The sequence below is a fragment of the Cellulosimicrobium sp. JZ28 genome (assembly GCF_015327065.1).
In the GTDB taxonomy this organism is placed as follows: Bacteria; Actinomycetota; Actinomycetes; order Actinomycetales; family Cellulomonadaceae; genus Cellulosimicrobium; species Cellulosimicrobium funkei.
The window spans coordinates 157,559-171,920 of record NZ_CP017660.1; the positions used below are offsets into that span (position 1 = coordinate 157,559).

The following is a 14,362-nucleotide window of genomic DNA, read 5'->3' on the forward strand; positions in this document are numbered from 1 at the left end:
GACCCGACATGAGCACCCGACCCCGCAAGCAGATCCACCTCGGCGCCCACTTCCCGGGCGTCAACAACACCACCGTGTGGAGCGACCCCCGCTCGCGCAGCCAGATCGACTTCGCGTCGTTCGAGCACCTCGCGCGCCGCGCCGAGGACGCGAGGCTCGACTTCTTCTTCCTCGCCGAGGGCCTGCGCCTGCGCGAGCACAAGGGCCGCATCCACGACCTCGACGTCGTCGGCCGCCCCGACACGCTGCCCGTCCTCGCCGCGCTCGCCGCCGTCACGGAGCGGCTCGGCCTCGCGGGCACGATCAACACGACGTTCAACGAGCCGTGGGAGCTCGCGAAGCAGTTCGCGACCCTCGACCTGCTCTCCGAGGGCCGCGCGGCGTGGAACCTCGTGACGAGCCCCGACGCCTTCACGGGCGCCAACTTCCGCCGCGGCGGGTACCTGCCCTACCCCGAGCGGTACGCGCGGGCGGCCGAGGTCGTCGAGGTCGCGCGCGCCCTGTGGGACTCGTGGGACGACGACGCGGTGCTGGCCGACCGGATCGCGGGCGAGTTCCTGCGGCCCGGCGCGGTGCGGCCGGTCGCGCACCACGGGACGTACGCGGACGTCGTCGGGCTGTTCGAGACGCCGCGCGGGCCGCAGGGCCACCCCGTCCTGTTCCAGGCGGGCGACTCGGCCGACGGGCGCGACTTCGCCGCCGCGACGGCCGACGTCGTGTTCTCCGCGCACTCGACGTTCGACGCCGGGCGCGCGTTCTACGAGGACGTCAAGGGGCGGCTCGCGGCGCACGGGCGCGAGCGCGACTCCCTGAAGATCCTGCCCGCGACCGTCGTCGTGCTGGGCGACACGCCCGCCGAGGCGGAGGAGCGCGCCCGCGAGATCCGGCTCCAGCAGGTCTCGGGCCCGACGGCGATCGCGTTCCTCGAGCAGGTCTGGGGCCGCGACCTCGAGGCGTACGACCCCGAGGGCCCGCTGCCCGACGTCGACCCCGACACCGAGAACCTGTCGATCACGCGCGGCCGCGTGCGGCACGCGAAGGACCCTGCGGCGGTCGCCGCGGCGTGGCGCGAGCAGGCCGAGGCGAACGGGTGGTCGATCCGCGAGCTCGTCATCCAGGTGACGTCGCGCGGCGGGTTCGTCGGCACGCCGCAGCAGGTCGCGGACGACATCGACCGGCACGTCCAGGAGGACGCCTCCGACGGCTTCATCCTCGTGCCCCACCTCACGCCGGGCGGGCTCGACGACGTCTTCGACCAGGTCGTCCCGCTGCTCCAGGAGCGCGGCTCGTTCCGCACGGAGTACGCGGGCACGACCCTGCGCGAGCACCTCGGCCTCGCCCGCCCCGGCGCGACGCGAGGCGACGGCGAGCCCACGACGGCGCACCCCGCCGAGCTCGTCGGCTGACCGCCGCCGGCACCGCGGCGACCACCGCACCGACCACCCGCACCGACCTCGGAGGACCCATGAGCACGAGCACGCCGACCGCCACGGGCGCCGTGGCCACCGCACCCGCCGACCCCGTCGCGTCCGCGTCGCCCGACGCCGCCGCGTGGGCCGCCTGGCACGCCGAGCGCGAGGACGGGCTGCGCCCGCCGCACGGCTGGCTGAGCCTCGTCGCGTACCACGCGCTCCCGGCCGAGCCCGCCGCCCTCCCGGGTGTCCCGGGGCTCTGGTGGGCCGACGCCGACGGCGCGCACCACCGCGCGGACGAGGGCGGCGCCGTCCGGACGACGACGGGCAGCGTCGTCGGGACCGTCGTCGTCGCGGAGGGCGGGTCGACGCTCGCGGGCACGTTCCTCCCGGACGGCCGGGACGCGGGCGACCCGTCGGACGGCGGCGAGACGCGCGAGGTCGCGGTGGAGGTCGTGCGCCGCACGGGCCGCTACGCCGTCCGCGTGCGCGACCCGCTCACCCCGGCCCGGACGGCGTTCGACGGCGTCCCGACGTTCGCCTACGACCCCGCCTGGGTCGTCGACGCGCCGGTGCGCTGGTACGACGCGCCGCGGCCCGTCGTCGTCGGCGCCGCCCGGCCCGGCCTCGTGCACCACGTGCGCACGGTCGGCGAGGTCGACCTCGTCGTCGAGCGCGACGGCGCCCGGCGCGGCGCGACGCTCGCCCTCACCGGCGCGCCGGGCGGTGCGGTGACGCTGCTCTTCAGCGACGAGGCGGACGGCGTCGCCCCCTGGCGGGTCCTGCGCGTGGACGCCGACGCGGTGCCCGGCACCGCGGGCAGCGTGCGCCTCGACCTCAACCGGGCCGTCAACCTGCCGTACGCGTTCAGCGACTTCGGCACGTGCCCGGCGCCGGTCGAGGGCAACCACGTGCCGTTCGCCGTCACCGCGGGCGAGAGGGCACCCCGGTGACCGCCGTCGCCGCGCGCCCCGCCGGGCAGGGGACGCGCGAGGTCCGGTCCGTCGCGATGCACGACCCGCTCGTGCGGCCGCTGCTCGACGAGCTCTCCCACGAGTACTGGACGCGGTACCAGCGCGTGCTCAGCGCCGAGGAGCTCCGCGCCGAGATGGAGCACTACCCCGCGCAGGACTTCGCCGCGCCGCACGGCGAGCTCGTGCTGGTGCTGGAGGACGGCGAGCCCGTCGCGGGCGGCGCGTTCCGCCGTCGGGCCGAGCCGGAGCTCGGCGACCCGGCGCGCCTCACCCGGCCGGCCGCGCGCCGCGCCGACGGGACGCCCGCCGTGCGCACCGCCGAGCTCAAGCGGATCTGGACGCACTCGGCGCACCGGCGCCGCGGGCTGGCGCGCCTCGTGCTCGCCGAGCTCGAGCGCCGGGCCGTCGAGCGCGGCTACCGGCGCGTGTACCTCACGACGGGCCCGCGCCAGCCCGAGGCCGCCGGCCTGTACCTCGCGACCGGCTACACGCCCCTGTTCGACACCGGGACCGATCCCGAGGAGATCGGCCCGCTCGCCTTCGAGAAGTGGTTGGAGGTCGCGCCATGAGCACCGTGTCGCTCCCGCAGGACGAGTCCCGGCAGCTCGCGCCGCCGTCGGGCCGGCACCCCGCCGACCCGCGCGGCGGCATCGAGGACGCGCTGCCGCTCGAGAGCCTGCGCATCGTCCCCGCCCGGCACCCGGGCCGCTGGGTCGCGACGGCCGGCGTGGCCGTGCTCCTCGCCATGGTCGTCAGCTCGCTCGTGACGAACGACCGCTGGGAGTGGGGCGTCGTCGCGCAGTACCTCACGTGGCCCTCGATCCTCGAGGGCGCGTGGGCGACGATCCGGCTCACGCTCGTCGCGTCGGTCGTCGGGTTCGCGCTCGGCACCGTGCTCGCGCTCATGCGGCTGTCGCGCTCCCCGCTCCTGCAGTCGGTCTCGTGGACGTACACGTGGGTGTTCCGGTCCGTGCCGCTGCTGCTGCAGCTGCTGCTCTGGTACAACCTCGCCTACCTGTACCCGTACCTGAGCGTCGGCATCCCCTTCGGGCCCGAGTTCCTGTACTTCGACACGCTGTCCGTGATCGACAAGTTCTGGGCCGCGATCCTCGGGCTCGGGCTCTCGCAGGCCGCGTACTCGGCCGAGATCGTGCGGGCCGGGATCCTCTCGGTCGACCAGGGGCAGCAGGAGGCCGCCGCGTCGCTCGGCATCCCCAAGCGCCGCCAGGTGAGCCGCATCATCCTGCCGCAGGCGATGCGCTCCATCATCCCGACGGCCGTCAACGAGGTGATCGGGCTGCTCAAGGGCACGTCGATCGTCTACGTGCTGGCGTACGGCGAGCTGTTCTACATCGTCAGCGTCATCTACGGCCGCAACGGCCGCGTCGTGCCGCTGCTCATCGTCGCGTCGATCTGGTACCTCGTGCTCACCACGCTCATCACCGTCGTGCAGTACTACGTCGAACGGCACTACGCGAAGGGCGCGGTGCGCACGCTGCCCCCGACCCCGCTGCAGAAGGCGCGGTGGACCGTGCTCGTCTGGGCGTCGCGGCTCTCCGGCCGCCCCGTGCCCGACGCCGTCCCGCCCGCGTACGCGGCCCGCGCCCGGGTGGGCGTGCTGACCCGCACCGCGCGCACGTCGGGAGGTGCCGCATGACCGCCGACGTCGCGACCGCCGGGCTCGTCGAGATCCACGGCGTCCACAAGAGCTTCGGCACCCTCGAGGTGCTGCGCGACGTGTCGCTCACCGTCCCGCCCGGGTCCGTGACGGTCGTGCTCGGCCCGTCCGGCTCCGGGAAGTCGACGCTGCTGCGCGCGATCAACCACCTGGAGAAGGTCGACAAGGGGTTCATCTCGCTCGACGGCGAGCTCATCGGGTACCGCCGCAAGGGCAGCACCCTGCGCGGGCTCAAGGAGCGCGAGATCCTCGGCCAGCGCACCCAGATCGGGTTCGTCTTCCAGAACTTCAACCTCTTCCCGCACCTCACCGCGCTCGAGAACGTCGTCGAGGCGCCGGTCTCGGCGCAGCGCCGCCGCCGCGAGGACGTCGAGCCCGAGGCCCGCGCGCTGCTCGAGCGCGTCGGGCTCGCGGACAAGGCCGACGCCCGGCCGCGCCAGCTCTCCGGCGGGCAGCAGCAGCGCGTCGCCATCGCCCGTGCGCTCGCGCTGCGGCCCAAGGTGCTCCTGTTCGACGAGCCGACCTCGGCGCTCGACCCCGAGCTCGTCGGGGAGGTGCTCGAGGTCATCAAGGACGTCGCGAGCACCGGCACGACGCTCGTCGTCGTGACGCACGAGATCGGCTTCGCCCGCGAGGTCGCCGACACCGTCGTGTTCATGGACGACGGCGTCGTCGTGGAGCAGGGCACGCCCGCCGAGGTGCTCGACCACCCGCGCCACGACCGCACCCGGGCCTTCCTCCAGAAGGTCCTCTGAAACCCACCCGACGTCCACCGACGCCCACCGCCGTGACCCGCGACCGGCCGCCCGGCCGTCCCGCACACCCGCACTCCCCGCGTCACCCCGACGCACCACCCGGGAGGTAGGACACCCGTGACCGCAACGACCACCCGCGCCCGCGCCCCCGCGCGCTCGCCGCCCTCGCCGTCGTGCCCCTGCTGGCGCTCGCGGCCTGCTCCGGGGTGAGCACCGAGGCCCCGGCCGCGGCGGACGAGGGCGCGGCGACCGACGAGAGCACGACGTCCGTCTCGGACGCCCTCGACGTGAGCACGAGCCCGGACCAGGACCGCATCCGCACCACCGAGTCGGCCGAGGCCGTCGCGCTCCTCCCGGACGCCTGGAAGGACAAGGACGAGCTCGTCGTCGCGATCTCCGCGGGCGCGGCGCCACCGCTCGGCTTCCTCGCCGACGACGACGAGACGCCCATCGGCAACGAGACCGACATCGCGCAGCTCGTCGCCGACGCGCTCGGCAAGGACCTGCGCCTGGAGGTCAAGGCCTGGGCCGACTGGCCGCTCGCGCTCGGCTCGGGCGACGTCGACGCCGTGATCTCCAACGTCACGGTGACCGAGGAGCGCAAGGAGACGATCGACTTCTCCACGTACCGCAACGACGAGCTCGGCTGGCTCGTGGGCGCCGACTCCGACATCACGTCGATCGCGAAGCGCGAGGACATCGCGGGCAAGGTCGTCGCCGTCGGCTCCGGGACGAACCAGGAGAAGATCGTGCTCGAGTGGGACCGCCTCAACCAGGAGGACGGCCTCGAGCCCATCCAGGGCCCCGAGTACTACGAGCAGTTCTCCGACGTCCTGCTCGCGCTCCAGTCCGGGCGCATCGAGACGTACGTCGGCCCCAACGCGTCGCTCGCGTACCAGGCGGCGATCTCCCCGCAGGACTTCAAGGTCGTGGGCACGCTCAACGGCGGCTGGCCCGACACGGCGCAGATCGCCGTCGCCACGAAGAAGGGCAACGAGGCGGCCCCGGCCATCACCGCCGCGATCAACCACGCCATCGAGGACGGCACGTACCTCGAGGTGCTCCAGCGGTGGGGCCTGGAGTCCGAGGCCGTCGAGGAGTCGCAGACCAACCCGCCCGGCCTGCCGAAGACCGAGTGACCCGCGCATGACCACCAGCACCCAGCACGTCGACCACCTCGTGGTCGGGGGCGGCGTCATGGGCTCGGCCGCGGCGTGGCAGCTCGCCCGGCGCGGGCGCGACGTCGTGCTGCTCGAGCGCTTCGCGCCCGGGCACGCGCACGGCGCCTCGCACGGGACGTCGCGCATCTACCGCACGACGTACGCCGAGCCCGAGTACCTCGACCTCGCGCAGGAGGCGCTGCGCCTGTGGCGCGAGGTCGAGGACGAGACCGGGACCGAGCTCCTCGACGTGACCGGCGGCGTGAGCCACGGGCGTCGCGACGGTGCGGCCGAGCGCCGCGTCGACGCGATCGGCGCCGCGTTCGCGGCACGCGGGATCGAGCACGAGTGGCTCGACCCCGCGGCCGCGGCCGAGCGCTGGCCGGGGCTGCGGTTCGAGGGCCGGGTGCTGCACGAGGTCGCGACGGCTGGCCGGCTCCACGCCGACCGGGCCGTCGCGGCCCTCCAGGGGGCCGCGGCCGCGCGGGGCGCCGACGTGCGGCACGAGGTCGCCGTCCGGCACGTCGAGCGCGTCCCCGAGGGCGTGCGCGTCGTCACCGACGGCGCCGACGTCGTCGCGCGGGTCGTCGTCGTGACCGTCGGGGCGTGGAGCGCGGGTCTGCTGGGTTCCCCGGCGGGCGGCCTGCTCGGGCAGGAGCTCGCGCTCGTCGTCACGCAGGAGCAGCCCGCCCACTTCGCGCTCGCCCCCGGCACGTCGCCCGCGGGGTGGCCCGCGTTCACGCACGACGTCGGTCCCGGCACCGCGTGGCCGAGCGGCGTCTACGGGCTCGCTACCCCGGGCGAGGGCGTCAAGGTCGGCTTCCACGGCGTCGGCCCCGTCGTCGACCCCGACCGGCGCTCCTACCGGCCGGAGCCGGGCCAGCTCGCCGCGCTGCGCGACTACGTGCGCACCTGGCTGCCCGGCCTCGACCCCGACGCGTACGTCCCCGTGAGCTGCACGTACACCACGACGCCGGACCACGACTTCGTGCTCGACCGGCGCGGCCCGGTCGTCGTGGGCGCCGGGTTCTCCGGCCACGGCTTCAAGTTCGCCCCGGCCGTCGGGCGCGTGCTCGCCGACCTCGCGACCGCCCCCGGCGCCCTGCCCGACGGCGGCACCGCCGCCGAGCGGTTCGCGCTCGCCCGCCTCGCCGCACTCCCCGAGAGGACCGCCTCATGACGATCGCTCCCGCACCCACCGCCGGGGACGCTCCGGCCCCGGCCGCGGACCCCGGGACGCTCCCCGCGCCGTCCCGCGACACCGACGGCGCCCGCGCCGCGCTCGCGGCGCGGTACGGCGTCGACCCCGCCGGGGTCGAGGACGTCGCGCCCGGCGCGGCCGCGGGCCTGGCACCCGCCGCGGACCGTCCCGGCACCGTCCTCGCGACGCAGCTGGGCCACCGGACGGTGCGCCGCTACCGCACCGACCCGCTGGCCCACCACGTCGTGCCGACGCTCGTCGCCGCCGCGCAGTCCGCCCCGACGTCGTCGAACCTCCAGCTCTGGAGCGTCGTCGCCGTCACCGACCCCGCGCGCAAGGCGCGGCTCGCCGCGCTCGCGGGCGACCAGGAGCACGTGCGCACCGCGCCGCTGCTGCTCGTCTGGCTCGCCGACGTCGCGCGGGCCCGCGCTCTCGGCGAGCGCGAGGGCGTCCGGCTCGAGGCGACCGACTACCTCGAGACGACGGTCGTCGCGTTCCTCGACGCCGCGCTCGCCGCGCAGAACGCCGTCGTGGCGGCGGAGTCGCTCGGTCTCGGCACCGTGTACATCGGCGCGCTGCGCAACCACCCCGCCCAGGTCGCGGCCGAGCTCGGCCTGCCCGAGGGCGTCGTCGCGGTCGTGGGGCTCGTCGTCGGGCACCCCGACCCCGCGGGCGGGGAGCGGGTCAAGCCGCGGCTGCCGCAGGCGGCCGTCCTGCACGCCGAGCGCTACCGCGCCGTCGGGCAGGACCAGCACGTCGCGGCGTACGAGGAGCGCATCGCGCCCTTCTACCGCGAGGAGGGGCTCGACGGCGGCTGGCGCGACCGTGTCGTCGACCGCCTGCGCGTCCCCGGCGCCCTGCGCGGGCGCGCCCACCTGCGCACCACGCTCGCCGCGCTCGGGTTCCCGTCCAAGTAGCCCGGCGGGCCCGCACGCGACCGCGTCGCCCCGAGCCACCGCACCCCACCAGAGGAAGCCATGTCCCACCAGCACCCGCACCCGACCGCCACCCCCGGCGGGCCGCGACCGGCGTCCGGCCGCGTCCCGCTGTCCGTGCTCGACCTCGCGATCGTCCCCGAGGGGGCGACGGGCCAGGACGCGGTGCGTCGCGCCGTCGGGCTCGCGCGCGACCTCGACCGGCTCGGCTACCACCGCGTCTGGTACGCCGAGCACCATCTGTCGCCCGGCGTCGGCTCCGCGTCGCCCGCCGTGCTCGCCGCCGCCGTCGCGGCACGGACCGAGCGCATCCGCGTCGGCAGCGGTGCGGTGCTGCTCAGCACGACGAGCCCGCTCGTCGCCGCCGAGCAGTTCGGGACGATCGCCGCGCTCCACCCGGGCCGCGTCGACCTCGGGCTCGGCCGGGCGTTCACGCCGCCGACGGGGGAGAAGGGGGCCGGGGCTCCGCGGCGGGCCCGGCCGGCCACCGGGCCGCGGGTCGTCGACGGGCTGTACGTGCCCGGCGCGCCGCCGGCGGACGTCAACGACTCCGTGCTGCGCGAGCGGATCCTCGCGCAGAAGCGGATCGTCGGGGCGTCGCGCACCCCGGCGAGCTTCCGCGACGAGCTCGAGCTCGTGCTCGGGCTGCGCGCGGGGACCTACCGCGACGAGCGCGGGACGTCGTACGTGAGCCCGCCCGTCGAGGGCGCCGACTGGGACCTGTGGGTCCTCGCGTCGAGCGCGGGCGAGAGCGCGCGCGTCGCGGGCGAGCTCGGGCTGCCGCTCGCCGCGAACTACCACGTGGCGCCGTCGGCGACGCTCGACACCGTCGCCGCGTACCGCGAGGCGTTCCGGCCGGGCGTGCTCGACGAACCCTACGTCGTCGTGTCCGCCGACGTGCTCGTCGCCGACACCGTCGAGCGGGCCCGCGAGCTCGCGACGCCGTTCGCGGACTGGGTGCTCTCCATCCGCAGCGGCGCCGACGGCGCGATCGCCTACCCGGAGCCGGGCACGTCGCCCGCGTGGGAGGACCGCCCGGAGGCGGAGCGCGCGCTCGTCGCCGACCGCGTCGACACGCGCATCGTCGGCGACCCCGAGACCGTCGTGCGGCGGCTCGAGACCCTGCGCCGCGCGACCGGCGCGGACGAGCTCCTCGTCACCACCGCGACCCACGACGCCGACGACGCCCGACGCTCGTTCGCGCTGCTCGCCGAGCACTGGTTCGCGGACGCCGACGCCGACGCTGCCGCACGCGCCGCCGTCGCCCCCGACGTCGCACCCGCGCTCGCCGCCACCCACTGACACCACCACCCCGCGAAGGAGACACCCATGACCACGACCCCGCCCCTGCGGGCCGCGACCGACGCCGCCGCCCAGGTCGCCGACGGCGCGCTGCTGATCGACGTGCGCTCGGCCGGCGGTCGCGCCGCGCACGGCGAGATCCCCGGCGCCACGCTCGCCGACCGCGACGACCTCGACGCGCTGTTCGGCCCCGCCGACGCCCCGGTGATCTCGCTCGACACGCCCGTCGTCGTCGTGTGCGGGTCGCCGAACGGCTCCGGGCCGGTGGCCGAGGTGCTCGCACGCCGCGGGTACACGCACGTGTCCCACGTCGACGGCGGCTTCCCCGCGTGGAAGGAGGCCGGCCTCCCGGCGTCCGAGCCCGTCGGGGCGGCACCGGAGCCCGCGCCCTCGGGGTCCGCGGCGCCGCCGGAGCCGACGGCACCCGCCCGGCCCTGAGCCTGCGGCCGGACCGTGCCCCGCACGTCCGGTCCGCGACCCCGCACCCCGAACCACCCGCACCGACACCACGGAGACCTTCATGCCCGTCGAGTTCCTCGGCATCGCCACGACCAACGACGCGTCGGAGACCGCCGACCGCACGACCGCCGCCTTCGACCCCGCCTACCTCGAGCGTCTCGTGCGCGCGCACGAGGACAACGGCTGGACGCGCGTCCTCTTCGCGTACGGCTCCTCCGGCCCCGAGCCCGCCGCGCTCGCCGCCTACACCGCCGCGCGCCTGCAGTCGATCGAGCTGCTGCTCGCGCACCGGCCCAACGTGTCCTACCCGACGTACGCCGCCAAGACGTTCGCGACGCTCGACCAGCTCTCCGGCGGGCGGCTCTCCGTGCACTTCATCACCGGCGGCAACGACCACGAGCAGGGCCGCGAGGGCGACACGCTGACCAAGGACGAGCGGTACGCGCGCACCCACGAGTACATCCAGATCGTCAAGCAGGCCTGGTCGAGCGCCGAGCCGTTCGACCACCACGGGCCGTTCTACGACTTCGACGACTTCGTGCTCGACGCCAAGCCCTTCGAGGGCCGCACCCCGACCATCTCGTTCGGCGGGTCGTCGGACGCCGCGTTCCGCGTCGGCGCGGCCGAGGCCGACATCTACGCCGCCTGGGGCGAGCCGCTCGACCGCACCGCCGAGCAGATCGCGCGCGTGCACGCCGAGGCCGCCGCCGCGGGCCGCGCGACGCCGCCGCGCATCCACGCCGCGTTCCGGCCGATCGTCGCGCCGACCGAGGAGCTCGCCTGGGAGAAGGCGCACCGCATCCTCGACCGGATCGAGGCGCGCAAGGCCGCCGCCGGGGGGCAGCTCAGCCGTCGGCACCCGATCGACAAGCCCGAGAACGCAGGTTCCCAGCGCCTGCTCGAGATCGCCGCCCAGGGCGAGCGCTTCGACACCGCGCTGTGGACCGCGACCGCGAAGGCCACCGGCGGCGCCGGCAACTCCAACGCGCTCGTCGGCACGCCCGAGCAGGTCGCAGAGGCGCTGCTCGCGTACTACGACCTCGGCGTCCGCGTCATCTCCGCGCGCGGCTACGACCTGCTGGACGACGCGGTCGACTTCGGTCGCTACGTCATCCCGCTCGTCCGCGAGGAGGTCGCGAAGCGTGACGCCGCCGCCGAGGCCGCCGCGGCCTGACAGATCGGCAACCCCGCCCCGGGTCGGCAGCTCCGGTCGGGTTCGGCACCTGCGCGTGCCGATCACGACCGGAGCTGCCGAACGCGCGGGTACCGGGGCCCCGGACGACGACACCGACAGCAAGGAGCAGGACCGTGCGGTTCCAGGTACTCGACATCGTGTTCAACCCGCCCCACCCCGTGACCGGGGAGGCGGTCGCGCCGTCCGACCGGTTGAACCGGGTCGTCGAGACGGCGGTGCTGGCGGAGGAGCTCGGGTTCGACTCGTTCGCGGTGGGGGAGCGGCACGCGGGAGAGGTGCTGTCGTCGGCACCGACGGTGATCCTCGGCGCGGTCGCGGCGCGGACGTCGCGCATCCTGCTGAGCACGGGCGTCACCGTGCTGTCGCTGCTCGACCCGATCCGTGTCGCCGAGGACCTCGCGACGGTCGACCAGCTGAGCCGCGGACGGCTGGAGATCGTCATCGGCAAGGGCAACGAGGTGCTGCAGTACCCGCTGCTCGGGCTGGACCTCGACAAGCAGTACGAGTACCTCCAGGAGAACTACGAGCTGCTGCGCCTGCTGCTGTCGGAGGAGGACGTCAGCTGGAGCGGGCGGCACCGCCACGCGCTGGAGCACGCGACGACGCTGCCACGGCCGTTCGCCGGGCCGTTCCGGATCTGGCACGGGTCGGCGACGTCGCGCTTCGCGGTCGACCTCGCGGCCCGGTACGGGGACCCGATCGTCAGCGCCAACGCGCTGCAGCCGCGCGAGAACTACCAGGTGCTCATCGACCGCTACCGCGAGCAGTACGCGGCGCACGGGCACGACCCGGCGTACGGGTTCGTCGGGTCGGGCTCGGGCGGGCTGTTCCTCGCCGACACGACGGAGGAGGCGATCGAGCAGTACCGCCCGATCTACGAGGGCCAGGTCGCGGCGGCGGCGCGCCGGGGGTACGGGCCCGACGCCGTCGGGAAGGCACCGAGCTTCCGGACGGTCGAGGACGCCGTCGAGCGCGGGCCCGCGCTCGTGGGGTCGCCGGAGCGCGTGGCCGAGAAGATCCTCGACTACCACGCCTCGTACCGGCACGACCTGCAGTCCGTCTCGGTGAACCACCTAATCCCCGCGGCGCAGCAGGAGGACGTGCTGCGCCGGTTCGCGGAGGAGGTCGTGCCCGTCGTGCAGGCCGAGGTGAAGACGGACCTGTGGAGCCCGGCCGACGCCCGCCGCGCGGCGGGCTTCACCGCGGCCTGAGGTAGCCCGCCGGACCGGAGGGGAGGGGCCGGTCTCGCCTGGCGAGGCGGGCCCTCGCCGTGCTCGTGGCGGCCTGCCGGCGGGTCACGACGTCGCGGAGCAGGAAACAACCGTCCGTCTGGCGGGACGGCCGTCTCGATACTTGACTCAACCGGTCGAGATTGTCTTTCCTGCTCCCAGGTGACGAGCGTCAGCACGCAGGCCCGGCTCGCTGACCAGCAACCCTTCGACGTGACGGGGTGCTCCGGGAACGACCTGACCGCGCCGCTCCCGCGGCGCGGTAAGCACGGCACCCCGGTGGGCACCCCCGCCGCGCCGGCCCTGGGCCCGGCGCGGACGACCACCGGCGCCGGACGACCGCCGGTCCTCAGCCGGCACACGAGGAGAGCAGCACGACATGATCCCCACACCTCACCGACGCCGGTCCCTGACCGTCGCCGCGGCGGCCGCCGCGACGGGCCTCCTGCTCAGCGCGTGCGCGGGCGGCGGCTCCGGCGCGTCCGACGGCGACGGGTCGCCCAGCCCGTCCGGCGAGCCCGTGGCGGGCGGCGACCTGACGTTCGCGCTCACGGTCGACTCGCACTGCATCGACCCGCAGCAGGTCGGCAACAACGACGCCATCGCGGCGGCCCGCCAGACGGTCGCGTCGCTCACGGCACAGGACCCGGACTCGGGCGAGATCCTGCCGTGGCTCGCGGAGAGCTGGGAGGTGAACGACGACGCGTCGAGCTACACGTTCCACCTGCGCGACGACGCGACGTACGCCGACGGCACGCCGATCGACGCCGAGTCGGTGAAGACGAACTTCGACGCGATCGTCGCGCTCGGCGCGACGGCGTCGCTCGGGTCGCAGTACCTCGTCGGCTACGAGGGCACGACCGTCACCGACCCGCAGACCCTCACGGTGGACTTCGCGGAGCCGAGCGCGCAGTTCCTCCAGGCGACGTCGACGTTCTCGCTCGGCCTCCTCGCCCCGTCCTCGGCCGACCTGAGCGTCGAGGACCGCTGCGCCGGGAAGTTCGTCGGCTCCGGCCCGTTCTCCGTGAAGTCGTACACGCAGGACCAGGAGATCGTGCTCGAGAAGGTCGCGGGCTACGCGTGGGGCTCGGAGGCGAGCGACCACCAGGGCGAGGCCTACCTCGACACGGTGACGTTCAAGGTCATCCCCGAGGCGAGCGTGCGCAGCGGCAGCCTGCAGTCGGGGCAGATCGACGCCACGGCCGCGATCTCGACCGTCGACCTGCCGCAGTTCGACGGGAACGGGTTCTGGCTCGAGTACCGCGCCAACCCGGGCGTCGTGTTCAACCTCTTCCCCAACGAGTCGAGCCCGCTCGCGGGCGACGAGGCCGTGCGGACGGCGATCCTCCAGGGCATCGACCGCGAGCAGATCGCGGACACCGTGCTCAGCGCCCAGGACGAGCCGGCCACGAGCGTCCTGTCGCACTCGACGCCGCTCTACGAGAGCGTCGCGGACGAGCTCGCCTACGACCCCGAGGGCGCGAAGAAGATCCTCGACGACGCGGGCTGGGTCGAGGGCGCCGACGGCGTGCGGGAGAAGGACGGCCAGAAGCTCTCCACGACCGTGACGTTCTGGCAGGTGCCGGAGCCGCTCGAACTGGTCCAGCAGCAGCTCGCGCAGATCGGCGTGGACCTCCAGCTCCAGCACGTGACCGTCGCCGAGTCGCAGGCGATCAAGGAGAGCGGCGACTTCGACTTCGACTACTACAACCTCACGCGCTCCGACCCGGACGTGCTGCGCACGATCTTCTCGGCGAACGCGCGCAACATCAACCAGCGCGACGCGGAGGAGGTCGACGACCTGCTCGACGCGTCGGCCGCGGCGACCGACCCGGCCGAGCGCCAGAGGCTCGTCACGGAGGCGTCACGCCTCCTGGTCCAGAAGGGGCACGCGATCCCGGTCTACGAGCTCTCGACGACCATCGCGGCCGCCGACACGGTCCACGGCCTGACGTTCGAGGCGTCGTCGCGCCTCGACTTCTACGACGCCTGGGTCACCCAGGGCTGACCCGCCGGGCCCGCCTGCCCGACGCCGCGGCGTCGGGCAGGCGGGCATCCCCCA

At 75.0% G+C, this 14,362-nt stretch carries 13 protein-coding genes and 1 riboswitch; all 13 genes read left to right on the top strand.

The features are described from left to right. Positions 1-8: 8 nt before the first annotated feature. The 13 genes from BJP59_RS00675 to BJP59_RS00735 all read left to right on the top strand — a co-directional run bounded on the left by BJP59_RS00675 (position 9) and on the right by BJP59_RS00735 (position 14,308). A complete protein-coding gene (locus tag BJP59_RS00675) occupies positions 9-1,406 on the top strand; it encodes an NtaA/DmoA family FMN-dependent monooxygenase (RefSeq protein WP_194521895.1) in 1,398 nt (465 codons plus the stop codon). 59 nt (positions 1,407-1,465) lie between these two features. Then, positions 1,466-2,365: a DUF1684 domain-containing protein gene (locus BJP59_RS00680; protein WP_194521896.1), complete on the top strand. Its 900-nt coding sequence runs from the start codon at positions 1,466-1,468 to the stop codon at positions 2,363-2,365. Then, on the top strand, positions 2,362-2,955 hold the full coding sequence (locus tag BJP59_RS00685) for a GNAT family N-acetyltransferase (RefSeq protein ID WP_374990517.1): 594 nt from the start codon (positions 2,362-2,364) through the stop codon (positions 2,953-2,955). Before BJP59_RS00680 ends, BJP59_RS00685 begins: the two co-directional genes overlap by 4 nt. Beyond that, entirely contained in the window at positions 2,952-4,043 is a 1,092-nt protein-coding gene (locus tag BJP59_RS00690; RefSeq protein ID WP_194521897.1) for an amino acid ABC transporter permease, read from the top strand. The genes BJP59_RS00685 and BJP59_RS00690 overlap by 4 nt, the downstream gene beginning before the upstream one ends. Beyond that, complete coding sequence (locus BJP59_RS00695; RefSeq protein ID WP_194521898.1) at positions 4,040-4,819, top strand: amino acid ABC transporter ATP-binding protein; 780 nt, start codon at positions 4,040-4,042, stop codon at positions 4,817-4,819. Before BJP59_RS00690 ends, BJP59_RS00695 begins: the two co-directional genes overlap by 4 nt. Positions 4,820-4,992: 173 nt before the next feature. Then, complete coding sequence (locus tag BJP59_RS00700) at positions 4,993-5,958, top strand: ABC transporter substrate-binding protein (RefSeq protein ID WP_194521899.1); 966 nt, start codon at positions 4,993-4,995, stop codon at positions 5,956-5,958. A 7-nt stretch (positions 5,959-5,965) separates the two neighbouring features. Further along, positions 5,966-7,159 carry an FAD-dependent oxidoreductase gene (locus BJP59_RS00705; RefSeq protein ID WP_194521900.1) on the top strand — a complete coding sequence of 398 codons (1,194 nt, stop codon included), beginning with the start codon at positions 5,966-5,968 and terminating at the stop codon, positions 7,157-7,159. After that, entirely contained in the window at positions 7,156-8,097 is a 942-nt protein-coding gene (locus BJP59_RS00710) for a nitroreductase family protein (RefSeq protein ID WP_168944800.1), read from the top strand. The genes BJP59_RS00705 and BJP59_RS00710 overlap by 4 nt, the downstream gene beginning before the upstream one ends. A gap of 60 nt (positions 8,098-8,157) precedes the next feature. After that, positions 8,158-9,417 carry an LLM class flavin-dependent oxidoreductase gene (locus tag BJP59_RS00715; protein WP_194521901.1) on the top strand — a complete coding sequence of 420 codons (1,260 nt, stop codon included), beginning with the start codon at positions 8,158-8,160 and terminating at the stop codon, positions 9,415-9,417. A gap of 27 nt (positions 9,418-9,444) precedes the next feature. Then, a complete protein-coding gene (locus BJP59_RS00720) occupies positions 9,445-9,855 on the top strand; it encodes a rhodanese-like domain-containing protein (protein WP_194521902.1) in 411 nt (136 codons plus the stop codon). 82 nt (positions 9,856-9,937) lie between these two features. After that, positions 9,938-11,050 (top strand): LLM class flavin-dependent oxidoreductase, encoded by a 1,113-nt coding sequence (locus BJP59_RS00725; protein ID WP_194521903.1) that lies wholly within the window; start codon positions 9,938-9,940, stop codon positions 11,048-11,050. 134 nt (positions 11,051-11,184) lie between these two features. After that, positions 11,185-12,282: an LLM class flavin-dependent oxidoreductase gene (locus BJP59_RS00730; RefSeq protein ID WP_144681951.1), complete on the top strand. Its 1,098-nt coding sequence runs from the start codon at positions 11,185-11,187 to the stop codon at positions 12,280-12,282. Positions 12,283-12,461: 179 nt separating this feature from the next. Further along, positions 12,462-12,575: riboswitch (SAM riboswitch) on the top strand. A gap of 104 nt (positions 12,576-12,679) precedes the next feature. After that, positions 12,680-14,308: an ABC transporter substrate-binding protein gene (locus tag BJP59_RS00735; RefSeq protein ID WP_194521904.1), complete on the top strand. Its 1,629-nt coding sequence runs from the start codon at positions 12,680-12,682 to the stop codon at positions 14,306-14,308. Positions 14,309-14,362 lie beyond the last annotated feature (54 nt).